Raw genomic sequence first — 20,607 nt, 5'->3', positions numbered from 1 at the left:
TGCGAAGCTGCGTCAGATGCTGGCAAGCGATGCCTCGGCCGTTCAGCCGATCCGCCGGATTCCCGGCGAGGAGGAGCGGAAGCGGAACAAGGAAGGGACCGAGGCCACCGGCGATGCGCTGCAGGGAAGCGGCCGTGCCGATGGCGACTCGACGGCCACCCGCACGCGGGGTGCCGGCGGATCGGCAGGCGGCTTCACGATCGGTTCCACCGCCGACGACTCCAGCCCGGTCAGCGGCGGTCCCGTTCCGCTGACCGCCCTTCCCAACGCCGGCTATGTCGCCCAAAGCATCCACCAGGAAGCGATGGGCAGCGGACTGACCATCGAACCCTGGTCCGATGCCATCGAAGCCTATCGCCGCGCCGACGCCGGGGTGAACACGCCGCTGATCACGCAGATCGCGGTATAGGGATAGGAATCCGGGCCGGCCCCTCCCGCCGAAAGGCCGGCCGCGGTCACGGACTCAGAGATAACGCTGTTCCAGATGCCGCTTGAACACCGACGAGTCGAGCGGCCGCCCGGTCGCCGCCGTCAGCAATTCGTCGCCCGAGGCATGGAAGCAGCCGGTCTCGTGCACATTCACCCGCAACCAAGCGACCAGCGGCGCGAACTCGCCGCGTGACAGGGCGGGCACGATCTCCGGATCGGCGGTGCGCGCGGCGTCGAACAGCTGGGCCGCGGTCATGGCACCCAGCGTGTAGCTTGGGAAATAGCCCCAGCCGCCGCCCGGCCAGTGGATGTCCTGCAGACAGCCCAGCCGGTCGTTCGGCGGGACGACGCCCACCAGTTCCGCCATGCCGTCGTTCCAGGCGCCCGGCAGGTCCGGCAAGGTCAGGTCGCCGGCGATCAATGCCTTTTCCAGGCGATAGCGCAGGATGATGTGGGCCGGATAGGTGACCTCGTCGGCATTGACGCGGATGAAGCCGCGCTCGACCCGGCTGTAGAGCCGGCGCAGATTGTCGGCCTCCCAGGCCGGCCCCTCCCCGCCGAAGGTCTCGCGCACCACCGGAGCCAGCCATGTGATGAACTCCGGCGAACGGCAGGCCTGCATCTCCATCAGCAGAGACTGGCTCTCATGCACAGCCATGCCGCGCGATTGGCCCACCGGCTGGCCCAGCCACGCGCGCGGACGGTTCTGCTCGTACAGGGCATGGCCGGTCTCGTGCAGGATGCCCATCAGCGCATCGGTGAAGTTCGCCTCGTCATAGCGGGTGGTGATGCGCACGTCGCCGGTCGCCCCGCCGCAGAAGGGATGGAGCGACACGTCGAGCCGGCCGCGGCTGAAATCGAAGCCGAGCCGCTCCATCATCCGCACGCCCAGTTCGCGCTGCTTCTCAACCGGGAACGGCCCCTGCGGATCGACCGCTGCCGGCACGGCGGCCTGACGGTCGAGCACGCGGCCGATCAAGTCGGGCAGAAAGGTAGAGAGGTCGGCGAACAGCGCGTCGATCCGCTCCGCCCGCGCACCGGGGTCGTGGCTGTCGAGCAGCGCGTCATAGGCGCTGATGCCCATGACGGAGCCCATCGCCTCGGCCCCTTCGCGCACACGGGCCAGCACCTCGGTCAGCGAGGGCAGCAGCTTGGCGAAGTCGCTTTCGGCCCGCGCGGCGCGCCATGTCATCTCGCAGACCGACACGGCCTTGCTGGTCGCCTCCACCAGATCGGCGGGGATGGCGGTGGACTGGATGTGGTGGCGGCGCATCTCGCGCAGGTTGGCGCGCTGCCAGGGATCGAGGCCGGTGTCGGTCTCCGCCTCGGCCAGCAGGTCGGCCATGCGGGGATCGGTCGCCAATTCGTGCGCGATCACCGACAGGGTGGCGGTCTGCTCCGCCCGGCCGTCGTTGGCGCCCTCCGGCATGATCGTCTGGGTGTCCCAGCCGAGAATGCCCAGCGCGTCGCCGATGGCGGCGATGCGGGCATGGCGGCGTTCAAGCTCCTGATATGCGGTCATCGGATCGTCCGTCGGTTCCGGTGTCGGCGCGCTTGCGCTGCGACAGCACGTAGATCCCGGCGAGCGTTACCGCAAGCCCATACCAGGTCAAGGCATACTGCAGATGGTTGTTCGGCAGGTCCACGCGCGGTTCGATTCCCGCCAGGGTGCCAGACGGCGCACCGGTCAAGCCGGCGTTCGGGGGGCTAAAGGTTTGGCCGGGCACCATCTCCACCACCACGGGCGCCACGCGGTCCAGCGACAGCGCCGCCGCCATGGCGGGCGGATCGGGCCGCATCCAGGCGGTCCCCGGCTGCGGCGTGCCGTTGCCGGGCTGGAACAGGCCGGCCTGCGGCGGCAGGCGGACGATGCCCTTGACGCTGACCTCCCCCTTCACCTGACCGGCGGGGCGGGAAGCGGGATCGCGCAGGTCCATGGGTACGAAACCGCGGTTGACCAGCACGATGCCGGCCCCGTCCGCGCGCTGGAACGGAACAAGAAGCTCGTAACCGACCCGCCCCTGGTGCGGACGGGCGATCAGCAGAATTTCCCTGTCGTTGAGGAAACTGCCGGAGAGGGTGACGGGCCGGAACTCCCAGGCTGCGGGATCGTCGATGCGGGAAGGCAACGGCACCGGCGGCTCGGCCATCCGGCTGGCGATCCGGGCGACCAGATCGGTCTTCCACTGCAGCCGCTCCAACTGCCAGGTGCCGAGGCCGATGGCCACCGCAAGCCCGAGGACCGTAACCAGTGTGGCGCCGAGCGACGGACGGAATCGCCGGCGCTCCCGCGATCCGGCGCCGTCTCCCGCCGCCCCTGTTCCGGTGGTTGCGGCCTTCATGATCCCTTCTCGACCTCGCTGCGGCGGTAGCGGTACTGCAAGGCGATGACATAGGCCTTGGCCGGCCGCAGCATGCCAAGCGTCAAGGCCAGCACCACGATGCTCCAGACGATGGCGTGCAGCCACAGCGGCCATTCGACGGTCATCGACACCCACAGCGCCACCGGGACCACCAGGAATCCCAGGATGAAGATCAGGAAGACGGCAGGGCCGTCGCCGCTGTCCACCTGGGACAAGTCGAGGCCGCAGACGTCGCAACGTTCCGCCACCGTCAGAAAGCCGGCGAACAGCCGCCCCTGCCCGCAGCGCGGGCAGACGCAGCGCATGCCCGCGGACATCGGAGGAACTCTGGGGTATTGGTCGTTCACGCTGAAACCTCCCGTTCGGGCCGCTCCGGCAAAGGGTGAAGGATGCCGGAACGGCTCGGCGCAGGTGGCGTCAGTGGCTGGCGATCACGCCGCCATAGCCACCCCACCAGTAGACCGATACGAACAGGAACAACCAGACGACGTCGACGAAGTGCCAATACCAGGCCGCCGCTTCGAAGCCGAAATGGCTGTCGGGGGTGAAATGGCCCTTCACCGTGCGGACCCAGCAGACCGCCAGGAAGATCGTGCCGACCAGCACATGGAAGCCGTGGAAGCCTGTCGCCATGTAGAAGGTGGACGGGAAGATGCCGTCGGTGAACTTGAACGCGGCGTGGACATACTCATAGACCTGGAAGAAGCTGAACAGCACGCCCAGCAGCACGGTCAGGCCCAGCGCCTTCGCCGCCTCGCGGTTGCGCCCCTCCAGGATCGCATGGTGGGCCCAGGTGACGGTGACGCCCGACAGCAGCAGGGTAATCGTCATCATCAGCGGCATGTCGAACGGGTCGATGACATGCACGTTGGGCGGCGGCCAGATGGCGTCGGGATTGATGGGCGAAGCCTTCGGGTCCAGGGCGGCGTGGAAGAAAGCCCAGAAGAAGGCGGAGAAGAACATCACCTCCGACGCGATGAACAGCGCCATGCCATAGCGCAGGCCGATCTTCACCACGGGAGTGTGGGCATGCTCCACCACCGATTCCCGGATCACGGAGCGCCACCAGCCGAACATCGTCACCAGAATGGCCAGCACCCCCAGGATCATCAGGAAGGAGCCGCCGTCATGCATGTAGACGACCAGACCGGTCGCCAGAAGCCCCCCGGAGAAGGCGCCGATCAGCGGCCAGGGGCTGGGCTTCAGCAGATGGTAGGGATGCGGGATGCCGGCGCCCGGTTCATGGGCTGACGGTTCGGCGTGCGGCATTTGCCCGTGGGTGATGTCGGCCATCGTCTCACTACCCCATATTGTTCAGTTTGTGGCGGTCGCCCCCGGCTCCGCCTTTTGTTTGCTTGTCTCCGCTCCACCGGACGGGGCGGGTGGCGCGGCATGCTGGGCAAGCCGGGCCTCGCTGTCCTTGGCGCGGAAGAAGGTGTAGGACAGCGTGATGGTCGTCACGTCGTCCATGTTCGGGTCGTCGGCCATCGACGGGTCGACGAAGAAGGTCACCGGCATGTCCACGGCCTGGCCGGGCTCCAGGATCTGCTCGGTGAAGCAGAAGCACTGCATCTTGTTGAAATAGGCGCCCGCCTTGTCCGGCGTGACGTTGTAGACCGCGGTGCCGACGGTGGGCTTGACCCCGCGGTTTTCCGCGCGGTAGGCGGCGAACCCGGTCTCTCCCAGCTTCAGCGCCAGTTCCTTCTGCTCCGGTTTGAAGGACCAGGGCAGCGCGTTGTTGGTGTCGGCGTTGAAGCGGATGGTGACCTTGCGGTCGACGACCCGGTTCGCGGCCTGCTCGGCCCGCTGGGTCGTGCCGCCGAAGCCGGTGACGGCGCAGAACAGGTTGTAGAGCGGGACAGACGCGTAGGTCAGCCCGATCATTCCCGCCACCAGCCCGAACAGGGAGCCCAGGACGAGCCGGTTTCGGCGGCGCAGCCTGTCGTCGCGCTTGGTCATCTCGCCGCTCTTGGCCATCAGTGCGCCCCGCCCATCCGCACGACGGTGATGGCATAGAACAGGACGACCAGCGTCAGCAGCGCCGCCAGAACGGCCAGATTGCGGCCGCGCAGCTTCCGGGCCCGCAGGGCGGCCTCCTGCCGCTTCTGCTCTTCCACCGAGGCGCGGGTATCGATCGGGGTATCGTGTTCCATAACCGTCATGCCCACCCTCCAAGGATCAGCCGCTCCGCCATCAACACGGCGAACAGCAGGAACAGGTACAGGATCGAGAAACCGAACATCTTCTTGGCCGGCTTGTCGTCCGTCGCGCGCAGGACGCGCACTGCATGGCCGACGAACATCAGGCCGAGGATGGCCGACACCGCCAGATAGGCCGGCCCGGCGATCCCGACGAAGGACGGCGCCGCGGCCACCGGCAGCAGGATCAGCGTATAGGCCAGCATCTGGCGCTTGGTCGGCCCCTCTCCCGCCACCACCGGCATCATCGGCACACCGGCGCGGGTGTAGTCGCCGTTGCGGAACAGGGCCAGCGCCCAGAAGTGCGGCGGCGTCCACAGGAAGATCAACAGGAACAGCAGGATCGACAGCAGATCGACGCTGCCGGTCACCGCGGCCCAGCCGATCATCGGCGGGAACGCGCCAGCGGCCCCGCCGATCACGATGTTCTGCGGGGTCCGGCGCTTCAGCCACATGGTGTAGACGAAGACGTAGAAGCCGATGGTCAGCGCCAGTAGCGAGGCCGCCGCCCAGTTCACCGCCAGCCCCATCACCACGACGGACAGCACCGACAGGGTGACGCCGAAGCCCAGCGCCTCCGACGGTTCCACCCGGCCCGACGGGATTGGCCGCTTGATCGTGCGGGCCATCACCGCGTCGATGTCGCGGTCGTACCACATGTTGATGGCGCCCGACGCACCGGCTCCGACGGCGATGCACAGCACGGCGACCACGGCCAGGAAGGGATGGATATGGCCGGGGGCCAGGACGATGCCGGCCAGTCCGGTGAAGACCACAAGCGACATGACCCGCGGTTTCAGCAACTCGATGAAGTCACCGGCCGACGCCCCTCCGGTCTGATTGAGCGTCAGTTCGTTCGTCACGTCCGTCATGTCATGTCCTTGTCGTCTTCTAACCCCGGGTCCGTCGCCCCGGCGCCCGTCCTGCCGATGCCCATTGTTCGGGCTTACCGGCGATAGCTTTCGCAGTGGCGGGCGCTGCAGTGCGGCAACGCCCGCCCGTTAGCATGCTTACTTCACCTGGGGCAACGTCTCGAACGCGTGGAACGGAGGCGGCGAGCTGACCGACCATTCCAGCGTGCCGGCCTGCGGACCCCAATAGGCGCCCGGCACCCGCTCGCCGCTGCGCAGCGTCTTCCAGGCGATCCACACGAACAGCAGCGTGGAGGCGAAGGACAGATAGGCGCCCAGCGAGGAGATCATGTTCCAGCCCCAGAAGGCGTCCGGATAGTCGGGGATGCGGCGCGGCATGCCCGACAGGCCCAGGAAGTGCTGCGGGAAGAACACCAGGTTGACGCCGACGAAGGTGGTGTAGAAATGGACCTTGCCCCAGAATTCCGGATACTGGCGTCCCGACATCTTGCCGATCCAGTAATACCAGCCGGCGAAGATCGAGAACACCGCACCCAGCGACAGCACATAGTGGAAGTGCGCCACGACGTAGTAGGTGTCGTGCATATAGTTGTCGAGACCGCCGTTCGCCAGCACCACGCCGGTCACGCCGCCGACGGTGAACAGGAAGATGAAGCCCAGCGCCCACAGCATCGGCACCCGGAACTCGATCGACCCGCCCCACATGGTGGCGATCCAGGAGAAGATCTTCACGCCCGTCGGCACGGCGATGATCATGGTCGCGGCGGTGAAGTAGGCCTTGGTGTCGACGTCGAGGCCGACCGTATACATGTGGTGCGCCCACACGACGAAGCCGACCACGCCGATGGCGACCATGGCGTAGGCCATGCCGAGATAGCCGAACACCGGCTTCTTGGAGAAGGTCGACACGATGTGGCTGATGATGCCGAAGGCCGGCAGGATCATGATGTAGACTTCGGGGTGGCCGAAGAACCAGAACAGATGCTGGAACAGGATCGGGTCGCCGCCGCCTTCCGGGTTGAAGAAGGTGGTGCCGAAGTTGCGGTCGGTCAGCAGCATGGTGATGGCGCCGCCCAGCACCGGCACCGCCAGCAGCAGCAGGAAGGCCGTCACCAGCATCGCCCAGACGAACAGCGGCATCTTGTGCAGCGTCATGCCGGGGGCGCGCATGTTGAAGATGGTGGTGATGAAGTTCACCGCACCGAGGATGGAACTGGCGCCGGCCAGATGCAGGGCGAAGATCGCCATGTCGACCGACGGCCCGCTGTGTCCCAGCTGTGCCGACAGCGGCGGATAGATGGTCCAGCCGGTGCCGGCGCCGGTGCCGACGAAGGCCGAGCCCAGCAGCAGCAGGAAGGCCGGCACGATCAGCCAGAAGCTGATGTTGTTCATGCGCGGGAAGGCCATGTCGGGCGCGCCGATCATGAGCGGCACGAACCAGTTGCCGAAGCCGCCGATCAGCGCCGGCATCACCACGAAGAACACCATGATCAGGCCGTGAGCCGTGATCAGCACGTTCCACATCTGGCCGTCGGAGACGAACTGCAGGCCCGGCGACTGAAGCTCCGCACGCATGATGACGGAGAACAGGCCGCCGATCAGCCCGGCGATCACCGAGAAGATCAGATAGAGCGTGCCGATGTCCTTGTGGTTGGTCGAATAGAACCAGCGCTGCACGAAGCCGGGCATGTGATGGTCGTCATGCCCGTGACCATGCCCGTGATCCTGTCCGTGGGCGTGATCCTGTCCCGGTGTGGCGTTTGCCATGTCTCTACCCTTCGTCGCTGTCCCTGGCCGCCGCACCGCCCGTTCTTCCGCGGGCCGGCGGCGGCTGGGTATGTTCTGTTCTTCTTATCGCGTCGCCCCTGTGCCGGGCTGTGCGAAGTCCGCGGGGCGCGCCGGCATCCTCATTCGACCAGCGTTCCGGTCGGACGTGCCGCCACGTCCCGCGCCGGGTCCTTCGGCGCGAAGGCCGTCTTGGCCTTGGCGACCCAGGCGTCGAACGCCTCGCGGGAAACCACCTCGACCGCGATCGGCATGTAGGCGTGGTTGGTGCCGCAGATTTCCGAGCACTGGCCGTAATAGACGCCTTCGCGTTCGGCCTTGAACCAGGACTCGTTGATGCGGCCGGGAACGCCGTCGCGCTTGATGCCGAAAGCCGGCATCGCCCAGGAATGGATGACGTCGCCGGCGGTCACCATCAGCCGGACGGTGGTGTTGACCGGAACGACGACCCGGTTGTCGACCTCCAGCAGGCGGCGCTGGCCGGGCTTGATCTCCGATTCCGGGACCATGTAGCTGGAGAAGGCGATGTTGCCGTGGTCGGGATATTCATAGTCCCAGTACCACTGGCGGCCGGTGACCTTGACGGTCATCTCGGCCTCGGGAATGCGTTCCGCGGCGTATAGCAGCTTGAAGGACGGCACCGCGATCACGATCAGGATGATCACCGGCACGACGGTCCATGCGACCTCAAGCACCGTGTGGTGCGAGGTCTTGGAGGGAACCGGGTTCTTCTTCGCATCGAAGCGGACGACGCAATAAGCCATCAGCGCCGCGACGAAAATGACGATCAGCGTGATGATGATGGTCAGCAGGTCGTTGAACGAGGTCATCAGGTGCTTGACCGGGGAGGCGGAGGGCTGCATGCCCATCTCCCACGGCTTCGGCTCGTTCGCCAGGGCGGCACCCCACCCCATCATCGTCGGCCCGACCATCGACAGGACCGCCGCCAGGCCGGCGGTGTACAGGCTTTGCCTTCTCATCCCCAACCCCTTCTTAGCCGCGACGCTCGTCATGGCACGCGGTCGTCTCTTCCCGCCGACGCCCCCTCCGCCCTCTTGTCCGTTGGACCGCCATCCGTTCGTTCGGTCCATAATTGGGCTTATCAGCGAACGCCAGTTTATGCAGGGATCACGCCATCTTAGCGCGACATATACCCGCATCCGGAGCTTATCCCCCCGCCACGCTGGGTTACAAGCCTTTCCTCTCTCCCACCGATTGCATAGACTTTTCCTCACATTCAGCTGCGCCATGGGTACAAAGGTTGAGCGCATGCAGGGGTCAATCCATGCGACATTCCGTCGCAGTCCGTTGGCGGAGCGGATTTTTGTGGGAATGGGTGCAGGAAAGGATGTGAGGAGTCACGCGGATAGGCGCGCAGGATTGTTGCGGCGCCTGGGTGCGACTCAGGAACTAAGGATGGGTGAGGTGTGGGCTTCGGGCCAGATGCGCGAAGGTGATAGGCGTCGCCCCCCTCCCTAACCCTCCCCCGCTTCGCGGGAGAGGGGACTGCCGCCGCTTCGTAGTTACATCATGCTCCAAGCATCCTACCCCCTCTCCCGCGAAGCGGGGGAGGGATGGGGAGGGGGCAAGCACCGCCAAAGAGAAAAGACTCAATGCCCCCCGACCAGCACCTTGCGAATCCGCCGCACACCGGACCAGACGAAGGCGATGACGATGGGGATCATCACGCCCACCAGCATGTCGGGATCGACCTTGAGCCCGAATCCCTTCAGCCCCTTCGCCGCATAGCCGACGATGCCGACGAGGTAATAGCTGATCGCCACCACAGACAGCCCTTCCACCGTCTCCTGCAGGCGCAGCTGCAGCTGGGCGCGGCGGTCCATCGACTGGAGGAGTTCGGCGTTCTGGCCCTCCACCGCGATCTCCACGCGGGTGCGCAGCAAGGTGCTGGCCCGCGCCACCCGCTGCGACAGCGACTCGAGCCGCTGCTCCACCGCCTCGCAGGTGCGGATGGCGGGGGTCAGGCGGCGGTCCATGAACTCCTGGACGGTCTGCAGCCCCTCGATCCGGACCTCGCGCAGTTCCTCGATTCGCCGCTCCACCAGTTCATAATAGGCGCGGGCGGCGCCGAACCGGTAGGCGGTCTCGGCCGAGATCTGCTCGGTCTGCGCCGCCAGCAGTGTCAGCCGGTCGAGCAGGTCGCGCTCATCCTGCAGGCCGCGCAGGCTGGCGATCCGGTTGGTGACTTCGGCCACTCCGGCTTCGATCGGACCGATGCGGGGCAGCACGCCGCGCGCCATCGGCAGCGCCAGCAAGGCCAGCACCCGGTAGGTCTCGATCTCCAGCAGGCGCTGCAACACCCGCCCGGTCTGGCGCGGCGTCATCGAATGGTCGGCGACCAGCATGCGGGAGAAGCCGTCGCCATGGATGCGGAAATCGGTCCAGGCCGTTGCCGACCGGCCGGCGATGCGTGAACCGACATAGCTCTCCGATCCGAACATCGCCGCCATCATGGAGGGCGACGGCTCCGGCGTATCGGCGTCGAGCACGGCGACATGGATGCCGACCAGCAGTTCGCCCGGCAGGCCGGCCAGCCAGTCCCGCGGCAGGGCATGCAGCGCCGGCTCCAGGAAGGGATCGACCAGGGCGCCCGCCGGCATGGCGCTCGGGCGGAAGACGGTCCAGGTCGAGAATTCGGTATGCCGCTCCCACTTCAGATGAAAGCTGCCGAAGGACGCGCTGTGGTGTGTGGCGCCCTGCGGCGGCCGGACGACGCCGGCCCAGTCGCACAGCGCCTCCAGATGGCGGCGGTCGGCCTCGGTAGCCCCCTCCCCCGACAGCATCGCCAGCATCGTCGCGCGCACCGGCGCCGCCACGGATTCCGGCGGACGGGCATGGACCTCGTTGGTCAGGACCTGACGCAGCGGGTGGTCGCGCAAGGGGCGCGGGCCGACCATGGCGCCGGCCGCACCGTCGCGATTGAGCGTGTCCATGGTCGCCCGCACCGCGTTCTCGGTCATGAAGCCCCCCTCTCCTGCGCGGCACCCGGCCCGGCATGCCCCCGGCATCGCCAAACCTTGCCGGATGGCCCGCGCGTCGCCACACTATAGTCTGTCCGTTAGAACACATCGTACGGCGCGGCGCGACAACGCCCGCTATGACACTGTGTCCTACCATGGAACGAGGCCGGCACAAGCCATCAGGCCGGGCAGACCGGGTTCCGCCCCATCACAGGTTCGGAGTTTTCATGAGCGCGCTTGCCGTCACCGACGATCTCTTCTTCAACCGCGCCGGCATGGACCGCGCCCGCGTGGAAGGCGTCGTGCAGGACGCCCTGCACAGTGCCGACGATGGGGAGCTTTACCTCGAATACGCTCAGAGCGAGTCGCTGGGCTGGGACGATGGGAAGCTGAAGTCCGCCAGCTTCGACACGACCCAGGGCTTCGGCCTGCGCGCAATCGCCGGCGAGGCGACCGGCTACGCCCATGCCAGCAACCTGTCGGAAGAGGCCATCCGCCGCGCAGCATCCACCGTGCGCGCCGTGCAGGCCGGCCACAGCGGCACCCTGGCGGAGCCGCCGGCCGGCACCAACCGCGCCCTCTACATCCCCGACAATCCCCTGCACCTCGTCCCCTTCGAGGAGAAGGTGAAGCTGCTGGCCGACATCGACGCCTATGCCCGCGCCAAGGACGAGCGGGTGCGGCAGGTCAGCTGCTCGATCAGCGGCGAATGGCAGGCGGTGCAGATCATGCGCGCCGACGGCGTCCGCGTCGCCGACCTGCGCCCGCTGGTGCGCCTGAACGTCTCCGTCGTGGTGGCCGAGGGCGACCGGATGGAGACCGGCGGCTACGGCGGCGGCGGCCGCGTCACCTACGAACATTACATCCAGCCGGAAACCTGGCGCGGCTTCGTCGACGAGGCGCTGCGGCAGGCGCTGGTCAACCTCTCCTCCGTCCCCGCCCCGGCCGGCGAGATGACGGTGGTGCTCGGCAGCGGCTGGCCCGGCATCCTGCTGCACGAGGCCATCGGCCACGGGTTGGAGGGTGACTTCAACCGCAAGAAGACCTCCGCCTTCTCCGGGCTGTTGGGCCAGCGCATCGCCGCTCCCGGCGTCACCATCGTCGATGACGGCACCATCGAGAACTCGCGCGGCTCCATCAGCGTCGACGACGAGGGCACGCCCGGCCAGTGCACCACGCTGATCGAGGACGGCATCCTGGTCGGCTTCATGCAGGACCGCATGAACGCCCGCCTGATGGGCATGCGCCCGACCGGCAACGGCCGGCGCCAGAGCTTCGCCTACAACCCGATGCCGCGCATGACCAACACGGTGATGCGCAACGGCAACCACACGCCGGACGAAATCATCGCTTCGGTCAAGAAGGGCATCTACGCCAAGAACTTCGGCGGCGGCCAGGTGGACATCACCAACGGCAAGTTCGTCTTCTCCGCCAGCGAGGCCTACCTGATCGAGGACGGCAAGCTCGGTCCCGCCGTCAAGGGCGCCACCCTGATCGGCAACGGCCCGGACAGCCTGACCAAGGTGTCGATGATCGGCAACGACAGCCGTCTCGACCCCGGCGTCGGCACCTGCGGCAAGGACGGCCAGGGCGTGCCGGTCGGCGTCGGCCAGCCGACTCTGAAGCTGGAAGGACTGACGGTCGGCGGCACCGCCGCCTGACGGCGCACCACGTTACACGGCATGCGATGAGGGGGCCGGACCATGGCATGGTCCGACCCCTTTCGCATTCGGGGCTTGGACCGGTCGATTGCATGGGTATCGTTGTTCCGGAGTTTTTCAATTTTCCGGATTGGACGACAACCGATGCGCTCTTTTTCCAACATCGCTCGGCAGGCGGCACTCGCACTTTCCCTGACCGTGGGCTTGACCCTGGCTGCCGCGGTTCCGGGGCAGGCCCAGACCGCCCCGACGGCGGAGCAGGTGGCTGTCGCCAAGGCTGCCGGCTCCAGCGCCGACCAGTTGAACGCCCGCGTGGTGGTGGCGAGCTATTTCTACGCATCGACCGACCTGACCTCGTCCCGCTATGGCGATGACTCCAAGGGGATCGATTTCTCCAAGCCGCTGGAGGTGATCGCCATCCCGGCCGGCACCACCTGGTTCCAGTATGTCCGCACCGGGTACGACACGGTCCGATTCGGGAACTTCTTCTCTCCCGTCGTCACCGCGACACCCGATTGCCTGGGCATTTCCGGCACCGGCCGGGCGGAGTACAAGGCGGTGCTGCCGTCCGGTCAGGGCTTGCAGTCGGTCGCCGCTCCCATCGTCGACAACTGGACCACGCCCGGCACCAGCGTGCAGACCAAAGGCGGCTGTGCCCAGGTGGTTGTGCCGAACAGCGTCAAGGCCGGCGTGACCAGCGGCGGCCTCGCCCCATAACTCCGCGACCTTCCGCTCCTATTCCCTGTTCTCCGGCTGGCGGCGGGCAGTCAGACTGGCCGTCGTCGCCGTCCACTGGAGAAGCCCGCCATGTCCGACATCACCACCACCGACGAGTTGCGCGAGCGCATCGCACACGCCTCCGCCGGAGTTGCGGCACTGGTTGGACGGGAGCCGGACAACAGCTGGCTGACCAGCATCCAGCGCCAGCTCGACTATGTGGACGGTGCGGCACGGGATGGCGCCAAACGGCTGGACCGTGCCGAGGATCTGAATTTCGGACTGCTCGCCTCCCACTATGTCGACGACGTCGACCCGGCGCTGGCGGCGGAGCTTCACGCCATCAGCGCCGCCACCCGCCGCCTGTTCGGCAGCTGAACGCCATTTTGTGCTGGCGTTCCAGGCACCCCGCTTCGATGATCGCCCATCCGGACGGCACGGCCGAACCCGTGCCCGCGAAGAAAACCGACACGGGAGATGTGCGATGGCGACGGAATCGACTACCGGACTTGCCCTGGTTTCCACCTTTTGCCCCGACCGGGTCGGGCTGGTATCCGGCATCACCAGCCACCTGTTCGAACAGGGCATCAACCTGCGCGACGCCACCTTCGCCTCGCTCGGCACCGGTGCCGAGTTCTCCGCCGTCTGCGAGCTGCCGGCCGGTCTGACGGTTGCGGAGGTTCAGGCCAGCCTGTCGTCCCTGCCCGTGCTGTCCGGCGCCGAGGTGAAGGTCACACCTTTCGCCTTCGATCCCCAGCCGGGGCCGCAAGCCATGGTCACCCACCGCGTCGAGGTATCGGGCGGCGACCAGCCGGGCCTCGTGGCGCGCCTGTCGGAGATCTTCACCCAATTCGACGCCAACATCGTGCGCCTGGACGCGCAGACCCTGCCAGACCGTGCCGGCGAGCGCTATGTCCTGCGCTTCTCGGTGTCGATCCCGGCGGAGCGGGCGGAGATTTGCCTGTCGGCGGTGGCGAACACCGCGGAGACCTTGGGGCTGATTTGCCGGACGGAGGAGGTGTGAGGGATGGGGAGGGGGCCAATCACTTTCCTTTCCCACTCACCCATGCAGAACCTTCAGCCCCACGATCCCCCCGACGATCGCCGCGATGCACAGCAGCCGCAGCGCCCCGGCGGGTTCGCCGAACAGCCACATGCCCAGCACCGCGGTGCCGACCGTGCCGATCCCCGTCCACACCGCATAAGCCGTGCCCAGCGGCAGCGTCTTCAACGCGGCCCCCAGCAGCAGGATGCTCGCCAGCATCGCCGCAGCAGTCAGCACGCTTGGGACCAGACGGGTGAAGCCTTCGGTGTATTTCAGGCCGACAGCCCAACCGATTTCGAAAAGACCGGCGAAGAACAGCGTGACCCACGCCATGACGGTACCTCCGTCTTGGAATGGCGGGGTCGTCCCCACCCGGTAACCCTCTCTCATTGGCGGGGTCGTCCCCGCGGGCCAGTGGGCAGATAGGACATACACCCGCTATGGTCAAGACGCCGGCAGTCAAGATGACCGGGATCAAGGCAGGCGGCCGAGGTTGCATCGCGGCGCCCGCCCGTGCAGGATGGGGTTCCTGAATGGTTCCCCCTTCGCCGCTGGTGGCGCTGGGGGTTTTCGACGTTGGACAGCAATGACCGAAAACGGCACCCCCCCGGCTTCCGAAACGCCGGCTCCCGAGAAGGCCGAATCGCTTGAGAACCGGCGCAAGCGGCTGCGCTTCCGCTCCTGGCATCGCGGCACGCGCGAAATGGACCTGCTGATGGGCAGCTTCGCCGACGCCCATGTCGGCGAGTTCGACCATGCCATGCTCGACCGGTTCGAAGCGCTGCTGGAGCTTGGAGATCCCGACCTCTACGACTGGATGTCGGGTCGGGAGCCGGTTCCCGCCGAACATGACAGCGACGTGATGCGCCTGTTGACGGCGTTCCGTTACACACCACGTCAAGGCTCCTGACGTTCTCAGCCTGTCCCCCGTATTCCCGAGGCATCCTCCTTTGGTCAGTTACGATCTCCAGCCCGGCCGCGCCGGCCGTCTCCTGATCGGCGGCGCGCCCGAGGGTCATGATGCCCGCATCCTGGCGGAGCTTGCGCAGAAGGCCGGGGCCTATGGCCTGCTGCATGTGGCGTTGGACGACACACGCTGCGCGTTGCTGGCGGAGGCGCTGGCCTTCTTCGCACCAAAGCTGGAAGTGCTGACCTTCCCGGCCTGGGACTGCCTGCCCTACGACCGCGTGTCGCCGAACGGCGGCATCGTCGCCCGCCGCATCGACACGCTGACCCGGCTGATCGCCCGGCGCGAGGCGGCGGCCAACCGCGACGGGCTGGCTCCGCTGATCGTGCTGACCACCGTCAACGCCGTGGTGCAGAAGGTGCCCCCGCGCAGCGCCTTCAAGAACGCGGTGTTCTCGGCCAAGCTTCGCGACCGCATCGACCTGGAAAAGCTGCAGCGCTACCTTGCCGGCAACGGCTACACCCGCGCCCAGACCGTGCGGGAGCCCGGCGAGTTCGCGGTGCGCGGCGGCATCGTCGACCTGTTCCCGCCCGGTACGGAGGAGCCTCTCCGCCTCGACCTGTTCGGCGACGAGCTGGAGGGGGTGCGCGCCTTCGATCCCATGACCCAGCGCACCACCGACAAGCGCGACAGCGTCGAACTGAAGCCGATGTCGGAGGTTTTCCTGGACGAGGCGGGGATCGCCCGCTTCCGCTCCGGCTACCGCGAGCTGTTCGGCGCGGTGACCGACGACGATCCGCTTTACGAAGCGATCTCCGCCGGCCGCAGCTATGGCGGGATGGAGCATTGGCTGCCGCTGTTCCACGAGAGCATGGACACGGTGCTGGATTACCTGCCGCGCGGCATCGTCAGCCTGGACCACCAGGCGGCGGAGGCGCGTGACGCCCGCATGGCGCAGGTGGTCGATTTCCATGCCTCGCGCGATTCGATGATGACCATCGAGAAGCGGACAGGATCGCCGGTCTACAAGCCGGTGCCGGTCGCCTCGATGTTCATCGACACCACCGGATGGGACGCGCTGATGGCGGAGCGCGCGGTGGCGCAGTTGCAGATCTTCTCCACGCCCCCCGGCATCAAGGGGACGGTGGACGCCGGCGGCAAGCGCGGCCACGACTTCGCGGAGGAGCGCAACCGCCCCGACGTGAACGTCTTCGACGCGGTGAAGGACCATATCCGGGCGCTCCGTGCCGACGGGCGCCGCGTTCTGATCGCCGGTTATTCCGCCGGATCGCGCGACCGCCTGTCCAACGTGCTGGCCGACCATGGCATCCCAGGGCTGGAGCCGGCGGAGAGCATCGAGGATGTCCGCCGTTTCGACCGCGGCATCATCGGCACCATCGTGCTGGGGATGGAGCATGGCTTCATCTCCGCCGACCTCGCCGTCATCACCGAACAGGATATCCTGGGCGACCGTCTGGTCCGCCCGGCCAAGAAGAAGCGCAAGGCCGCCAACTTCATCGCCGAGCATTCTGCCCTGCATGAAGGCGACATCGTCGTCCATATGGACCACGGCATCGGCCGCTATGACGGGCTGGAGACGCTGGAGGTCACGGGCGCCCCGCACGACTGCCTGCGCCTGATCTACGAGGGCGGCGACAAGCTCTACGTCCCCGTCGAGAACATCGAGGTGCTGTCGCGCTACGGCTCGGAGGACGCCAATGTCCAACTCGACAAGCTGGGCGGCGTCGGCTGGCAGGGCCGCAAGGCGCGGGTCAAGAAGCGCCTGAAGGACATGGCCGAAGCCCTGCTGAAGATCGCTGCGGAGCGGATGCTGAAGAAGGCCGATCCGGTGCTGACCCCGGAAGGCGTCTATCAGGAATTCGCCGCCCGCTTCCCCTATCCCGAGACCGACGACCAGTTGAAGGCGATCGAGGACATCTTCACCGACCTCGGCAGCGGCCGGCCGATGGACCGCCTGGTTTGCGGCGACGTCGGCTTCGGCAAGACCGAAGTGGCCCTGCGGGCCGCCTTCATGGTGGCGATGAGCGGCAAGCAGGTCGCCGTCGTCGTGCCCACCACCCTGCTCGCCCGTCAGCATTTCAAGACCTTCTCCACCCGGTTCAATGGGCTGCCGGTGCGTGTCGTCCAGCTGTCGCGCATGGTCACCGCCCGCGAACAGACTCTGGTGAAGAAGGAACTGGCGGAGGGCACGGCCGATATCGTCGTCGGTACCCATGCGCTGCTCGCCAAAGGCCTCGACTTCAAGCGCCTGGGCATGGTCATCGTCGATGAGGAGCAGCATTTCGGCGTGAAGCAGAAGGAGCGGCTGAAGGAACTGCGCGCCGACATCCACGTCCTGACGCTGACCGCCACGCCGATCCCGCGCACCCTGCAGATGGCGCTGTCCGGCGTGCGGGAGCTGTCGCTGATCGCCACCCCGCCGGTCGACCGTCTGGCGGTGCGCACCTTCGTGCTGCCCTACGACCCGGTGGTGATCCGCGAAGCGATCCTGCGCGAGCATTACCGCGGCGGCCAGAGCTTCTACGTCTGCCCGCGCGTGGAGGATTTGGCAAAGGTGGCCGAACGGGTGCGCGAACTGGTGCCGGAGGTCAAGATCGTCACCGCCCATGGCCAGATGGCGGCCAGCGAGCTGGAAGACGTGATGACCGCCTTCGACGAGGGCAAGTTCGAGGTGCTGCTCGCCACCAACATCATCGAAAGCGGCCTGGACATCCCCAACGCCAACACGCTGATCGTCCACCGCGCCGACCTGTTCGGGCTGGCCCAGCTCTACCAGATCCGCGGCCGTGTCGGCCGGTCGAAGAAGCGCGGCTACGCCTATCTGACCTATGCCCCCAACAAGCCGCTGAGCAGCACCGCCCAGCAGCGCCTGCACGTCATCGAGACCTTGGACAGCCTGGGTGCCGGCTTCCAGCTTGCCAGCCACGACATGGACATCCGCGGCGCCGGCAATCTGCTGGGCGAGGAGCAGTCGGGTCAGGTGCGCGAGGTCGGCGTCGAGCTTTACCAGCAGATGCTGGAGGAGGCCGTCGCGAACGCCCGGGCATCCATGCAGGAGGGTGCCGTCGCCGCCGCAGCAGCGCAGGATTGGGTGCCGCAGATCAACCTGGGCACGCCGGTGCTGATCCCGGAAAGCTACGTCCCCGACCTGACCGTGCGCCTGTCGCTCTACCGCCGCATCGCAGATCTGGTTGACCGGGCGGAGGTGGACGGCTTCGCCGCCGAACTGATCGACCGCTTCGGCAAGCTGCCGGAGGAGGTGGTGAACCTGCTGGACGTCGTCACCATCAAGCGCTGGTGCAAACAGGCCAACATCGACCGGGTCGATGCCGGCCCGAAGGGGCTGGTCCTGGCCTTCCACGACAATTTCTATGCCGAACCGGCCAAGCTGCTGACCTACATCGCCCAGCACCTGACATTGATGAAGCTGCGCCCCGACCACAAGCTGGTCTATATCCGCGAATGGTCCGATCCGCAGGCCCGCGTGCGCAGCGTGCAGAAGCTGGTGAAGGATCTGGCGGAAATGGCGTCCGGCGGCGGCGTGCCGCGCGGCGAAACTCCGCCGCCGCCCCCTCCCCCGCCGCCGCCCAAGCCGACCGGCGCCAAGGTGGCGTCGCGCTTTGGTACGCCGTCGCGCTTCGGCCGTCCGACCGGGCGGCGCTGAGATGGACGACGTGACCCGCGGCGCGTCGCTCGCCCGCCGGCTGGCGCGCGGCGACCGGCGGACGGTGGGCGACGCCCCGTCAGTCGCCGACGAGGTCTCCGCCGACCGCGGCAAGCTGGCGGAACTGGTCGGCTGCCTGTTCGACCAGGATGCGAGCGTCCGCATGCGCGCCGCCGACGCACTGGAACGGGTGTCGCGCGGCAATCCCGGCTGGCTCGACGCTTACGTCGACCATCTGCTGACCGACGCCGTCGCCATCGAGCAGGCGGAGGTGCGCTGGCACATCGCCCAGATCGTGCCGCGCCTGACAATGACTGAGGAGCAGCGCCACCGCGCCGCCGTCCTGTTGGCCGACTGGTTCGAGAACAGCCCGAGCCGCATCGTTCAGACCAGCGCGCTGCAGGCCGTCGTCGATCTGGCCGAATCGGATCCCGACCTGCGCGCGACCTCGGCGGAGATGCTGGGTCGCGCCATGCGCTCCGGCGTGCCGTCGCTGGCCGCCCGCGCGCGCCGCATCCTGAAGCCCTTCGAGGTGGACGAGGCGACGCTGACCGCGGCCCTGGTGCGGGAGCAGACCGGCCTAACCCTGTCCGTGCTGCCCGACCGCTTGGCGGTGGCGCAGTTGCCGCCCGGCAGCGGCCTGCCCGACTGGCTCGACTGGACCGACCCGCTGGTCGGCGCCACCCGTACGGGCGAGGAACTGTCGATCCTCTGCCGCGAGGACCGCGTTCCCGACGGCGTGAAGGCCGAACGCGGCTGGCGCGCCTTCCGGGTGGAGGGAGTGGTCGATTTCTCGCTGTTCGGCATCCTGGCCCGCATCGCCGTCCCGCTGGCCCAGGCCCATGTGCCGATTTTCGCGATCTCCACCTACAACACCGACTATGTGCTGGTCCGCGCCGACGACCTGGACAAGGCGGCAGACGTGCTGGCGCTGAGCTGCACGGTAAAGCGGTAGGGTTGCCGGCGCCGCTTGCCCCCTCCCCATCCCTCCCCCACCTTCGGTGGGAGAGGGGGCAGGAGTCTTGTCAGTGCACCTGAACGCTGGGCAGCGGAGTTCCCTCTCCCGCGAAGCGGGGGAGGGTTAGGGAGGGGGCAACAGTTCGCTCCTCAGCCCCCGCCCCCCTCGCGCTGGCTCTGTTCGATGATCTCCTCGCGCTCGCCCATCTCCTCCCATTTCTTCTGAACGGGCTTGTCGGGATCGCCGGAGGCCTTGCCGGTCTTGTCGACCAACTTGTCCTCGATTCGCTGGGCGGCGTCCGACGGCGCGTCGGAGGTCACGGATTTCGAGCGGTCCTGGTCGGCCATGGCGGCGGTCTCCCGTAAAGTTGGTTGACCACACCAACACCTCCGACACGGCAAAGTTCACGCGTCTTTCCGCAATGCCTCCGCCAGCCGGTCGACCAGCGCCGCGGCCTCCGCGGGTTCGTAGGGCCGGGCATGGCCGGAGCCCCAGACCGGGCCGGGCCACGCCGGATCGCCACACTTGCGTCCGATCACATGGACGTGCAGTTGCGGCACCATGTTGCCCAGCGCCCCGACATTCATCTTGTCCGGCGCGAACAGCCGCTCCACCACGCGGGAGGCGAGCACGATTTCCCGCATCAGGGCCGTCTGGTCCGCCTCGTCAAGCCGGTGGATCTCGACCGCGTTCCCGCGCATCGGCACCAGGATCAGCCAGGGCCACAAGGCGTTGTTCATCAGCAACACCCGGCAAAGCCCAAGATCGGTCACGTGACGGGTGTCGGCCTGTAGCCGTTCGTTAAGGGAAAACATGCTTCACTCCTTCCTGGCGTTCGGCAGAGGCGGCACCCGGGAATAAACCGGACGCTGCTCTGTTATAGCCGGCAGTGGCGGGGCAACCGCGAAGCTTGTATAGAAGGCCGTGCGCGCCGGCCATACGGCGCAGCGGCATTCGTTGGACGATGTTCGAGTTCGGTCCGGGTCATGGTCGGGGCGGCACCAGT

General features: G+C 67.2%; 21 protein-coding genes. 8 read left to right on the top strand and 13 right to left on the bottom strand.

All coding sequences use genetic code 11. The features are described from left to right. Nucleotides 1-16 precede the first annotated feature (16 nt). Nucleotides 17-409: a hypothetical protein gene (locus VD964_RS25760; protein WP_324871333.1), complete on the top strand. Its 393-nt coding sequence runs from the start codon at nt 17-19 to the stop codon at nt 407-409. A gap of 54 nt (nt 410-463) precedes the next feature. On the opposite strand, the gene VD964_RS25755 is transcribed toward VD964_RS25760, so the two are convergent. The 10 genes from VD964_RS25755 to VD964_RS25710 form a co-directional block, all read right to left on the bottom strand. After that, on the bottom strand, nt 464-1,951 hold the full coding sequence (locus VD964_RS25755; RefSeq protein WP_324871332.1) for a carboxypeptidase M32: 1,488 nt from the start codon (nt 1,949-1,951) through the stop codon (nt 464-466). Beyond that, complete coding sequence (locus VD964_RS25750) at nt 1,929-2,771, bottom strand: SURF1 family protein (RefSeq protein ID WP_324871331.1); 843 nt, start codon at nt 2,769-2,771, stop codon at nt 1,929-1,931. Before VD964_RS25750 ends, VD964_RS25755 begins: the two co-directional genes overlap by 23 nt. Continuing rightward, nucleotides 2,768-3,109: a DUF983 domain-containing protein gene (locus VD964_RS25745; protein WP_324871330.1), complete on the bottom strand. Its 342-nt coding sequence runs from the start codon at nt 3,107-3,109 to the stop codon at nt 2,768-2,770. The genes VD964_RS25750 and VD964_RS25745 overlap by 4 nt, the downstream gene beginning before the upstream one ends. Nucleotides 3,110-3,209: 100 nt before the next feature. Next, nucleotides 3,210-4,085 (bottom strand): cytochrome c oxidase subunit 3, encoded by an 876-nt coding sequence (locus tag VD964_RS25740; RefSeq protein WP_324871328.1) that lies wholly within the window; start codon nt 4,083-4,085, stop codon nt 3,210-3,212. 21 nt (nt 4,086-4,106) lie between these two features. Next, complete coding sequence (locus tag VD964_RS25735) at nt 4,107-4,769, bottom strand: cytochrome c oxidase assembly protein (RefSeq protein ID WP_324871327.1); 663 nt, start codon at nt 4,767-4,769, stop codon at nt 4,107-4,109. Further along, a complete protein-coding gene (locus VD964_RS25730; RefSeq protein WP_149223429.1) occupies nt 4,769-4,954 on the bottom strand; it encodes a hypothetical protein in 186 nt (61 codons plus the stop codon). The genes VD964_RS25735 and VD964_RS25730 overlap by 1 nt, the downstream gene beginning before the upstream one ends. Further along, the gene (gene cyoE, locus VD964_RS25725; protein WP_324871326.1) at nt 4,951-5,862 is read right to left on the bottom strand and encodes a heme o synthase; all 912 of its coding nucleotides are present in this window, start codon (nt 5,860-5,862) and stop codon (nt 4,951-4,953) included. The genes VD964_RS25730 and cyoE overlap by 4 nt, the downstream gene beginning before the upstream one ends. A gap of 138 nt (nt 5,863-6,000) precedes the next feature. Next, a complete protein-coding gene (ctaD, locus tag VD964_RS25720; RefSeq protein ID WP_324871325.1) occupies nt 6,001-7,629 on the bottom strand; it encodes a cytochrome c oxidase subunit I in 1,629 nt (542 codons plus the stop codon). Nucleotides 7,630-7,769: 140 nt separating this feature from the next. Further along, the gene (coxB, locus tag VD964_RS25715) at nt 7,770-8,627 is read right to left on the bottom strand and encodes a cytochrome c oxidase subunit II (protein WP_324871324.1); all 858 of its coding nucleotides are present in this window, start codon (nt 8,625-8,627) and stop codon (nt 7,770-7,772) included. Between the two features lie 630 nt (nt 8,628-9,257). Continuing rightward, on the bottom strand, nt 9,258-10,628 hold the full coding sequence (locus VD964_RS25710; protein ID WP_324871323.1) for a DUF3422 domain-containing protein: 1,371 nt from the start codon (nt 10,626-10,628) through the stop codon (nt 9,258-9,260). Between the two features lie 227 nt (nt 10,629-10,855). Between VD964_RS25710 and tldD the strand changes: the two genes are divergently transcribed. From tldD to VD964_RS25690, 4 genes are all read left to right on the top strand, one after another. Continuing rightward, nucleotides 10,856-12,289: a metalloprotease TldD gene (gene tldD, locus VD964_RS25705; protein ID WP_324871322.1), complete on the top strand. Its 1,434-nt coding sequence runs from the start codon at nt 10,856-10,858 to the stop codon at nt 12,287-12,289. 144 nt (nt 12,290-12,433) lie between these two features. Next, a complete protein-coding gene (locus VD964_RS25700) occupies nt 12,434-13,006 on the top strand; it encodes a polymorphic toxin type 46 domain-containing protein (RefSeq protein WP_324871321.1) in 573 nt (190 codons plus the stop codon). 90 nt (nt 13,007-13,096) lie between these two features. After that, nucleotides 13,097-13,384 (top strand): immunity protein Tsi6 family protein, encoded by a 288-nt coding sequence (locus VD964_RS25695; RefSeq protein ID WP_324871320.1) that lies wholly within the window; start codon nt 13,097-13,099, stop codon nt 13,382-13,384. Nucleotides 13,385-13,490: 106 nt separating this feature from the next. Beyond that, the gene (locus tag VD964_RS25690; protein WP_324871319.1) at nt 13,491-14,030 is read left to right on the top strand and encodes a glycine cleavage system protein R; all 540 of its coding nucleotides are present in this window, start codon (nt 13,491-13,493) and stop codon (nt 14,028-14,030) included. 36 nt (nt 14,031-14,066) lie between these two features. On the opposite strand, the gene sugE is transcribed toward VD964_RS25690, so the two are convergent. Next, on the bottom strand, nt 14,067-14,384 hold the full coding sequence (gene sugE, locus VD964_RS25685; RefSeq protein ID WP_324871318.1) for a quaternary ammonium compound efflux SMR transporter SugE: 318 nt from the start codon (nt 14,382-14,384) through the stop codon (nt 14,067-14,069). 253 nt (nt 14,385-14,637) lie between these two features. Between sugE and VD964_RS25680 the strand changes: the two genes are divergently transcribed. The 3 genes from VD964_RS25680 to VD964_RS25670 are packed head-to-tail and all read left to right on the top strand — an operon-like array spanning nt 14,638 to nt 19,598. Further along, a complete protein-coding gene (locus tag VD964_RS25680) occupies nt 14,638-14,961 on the top strand; it encodes a succinate dehydrogenase assembly factor 2 (protein ID WP_324871317.1) in 324 nt (107 codons plus the stop codon). A gap of 40 nt (nt 14,962-15,001) precedes the next feature. Continuing rightward, nucleotides 15,002-18,643, top strand: coding sequence for a transcription-repair coupling factor (gene mfd, locus VD964_RS25675; protein ID WP_324871316.1), 3,642 nt, complete (start codon nt 15,002-15,004; stop codon nt 18,641-18,643). Nucleotide 18,644: 1 nt separating this feature from the next. Beyond that, complete coding sequence (locus VD964_RS25670) at nt 18,645-19,598, top strand: ACT domain-containing protein (protein ID WP_324871315.1); 954 nt, start codon at nt 18,645-18,647, stop codon at nt 19,596-19,598. Nucleotides 19,599-19,750: 152 nt separating this feature from the next. Here the strand turns inward: VD964_RS25670 and VD964_RS25665 are convergent, their stop codons facing one another. After that, a complete protein-coding gene (locus tag VD964_RS25665; protein WP_324871314.1) occupies nt 19,751-19,948 on the bottom strand; it encodes a hypothetical protein in 198 nt (65 codons plus the stop codon). Between the two features lie 57 nt (nt 19,949-20,005). Then, a complete protein-coding gene (locus VD964_RS25660) occupies nt 20,006-20,416 on the bottom strand; it encodes an HIT family protein (RefSeq protein ID WP_324871313.1) in 411 nt (136 codons plus the stop codon). Nucleotides 20,417-20,607 lie beyond the last annotated feature (191 nt).

Origin of the sequence: Azospirillum sp., from assembly GCF_035628975.1 — a bacterium.
Lineage (GTDB): Bacteria > Pseudomonadota > Alphaproteobacteria > Azospirillales > Azospirillaceae > Azospirillum.
This window is presented reverse-complemented; position numbering and strand designations above follow the sequence as displayed.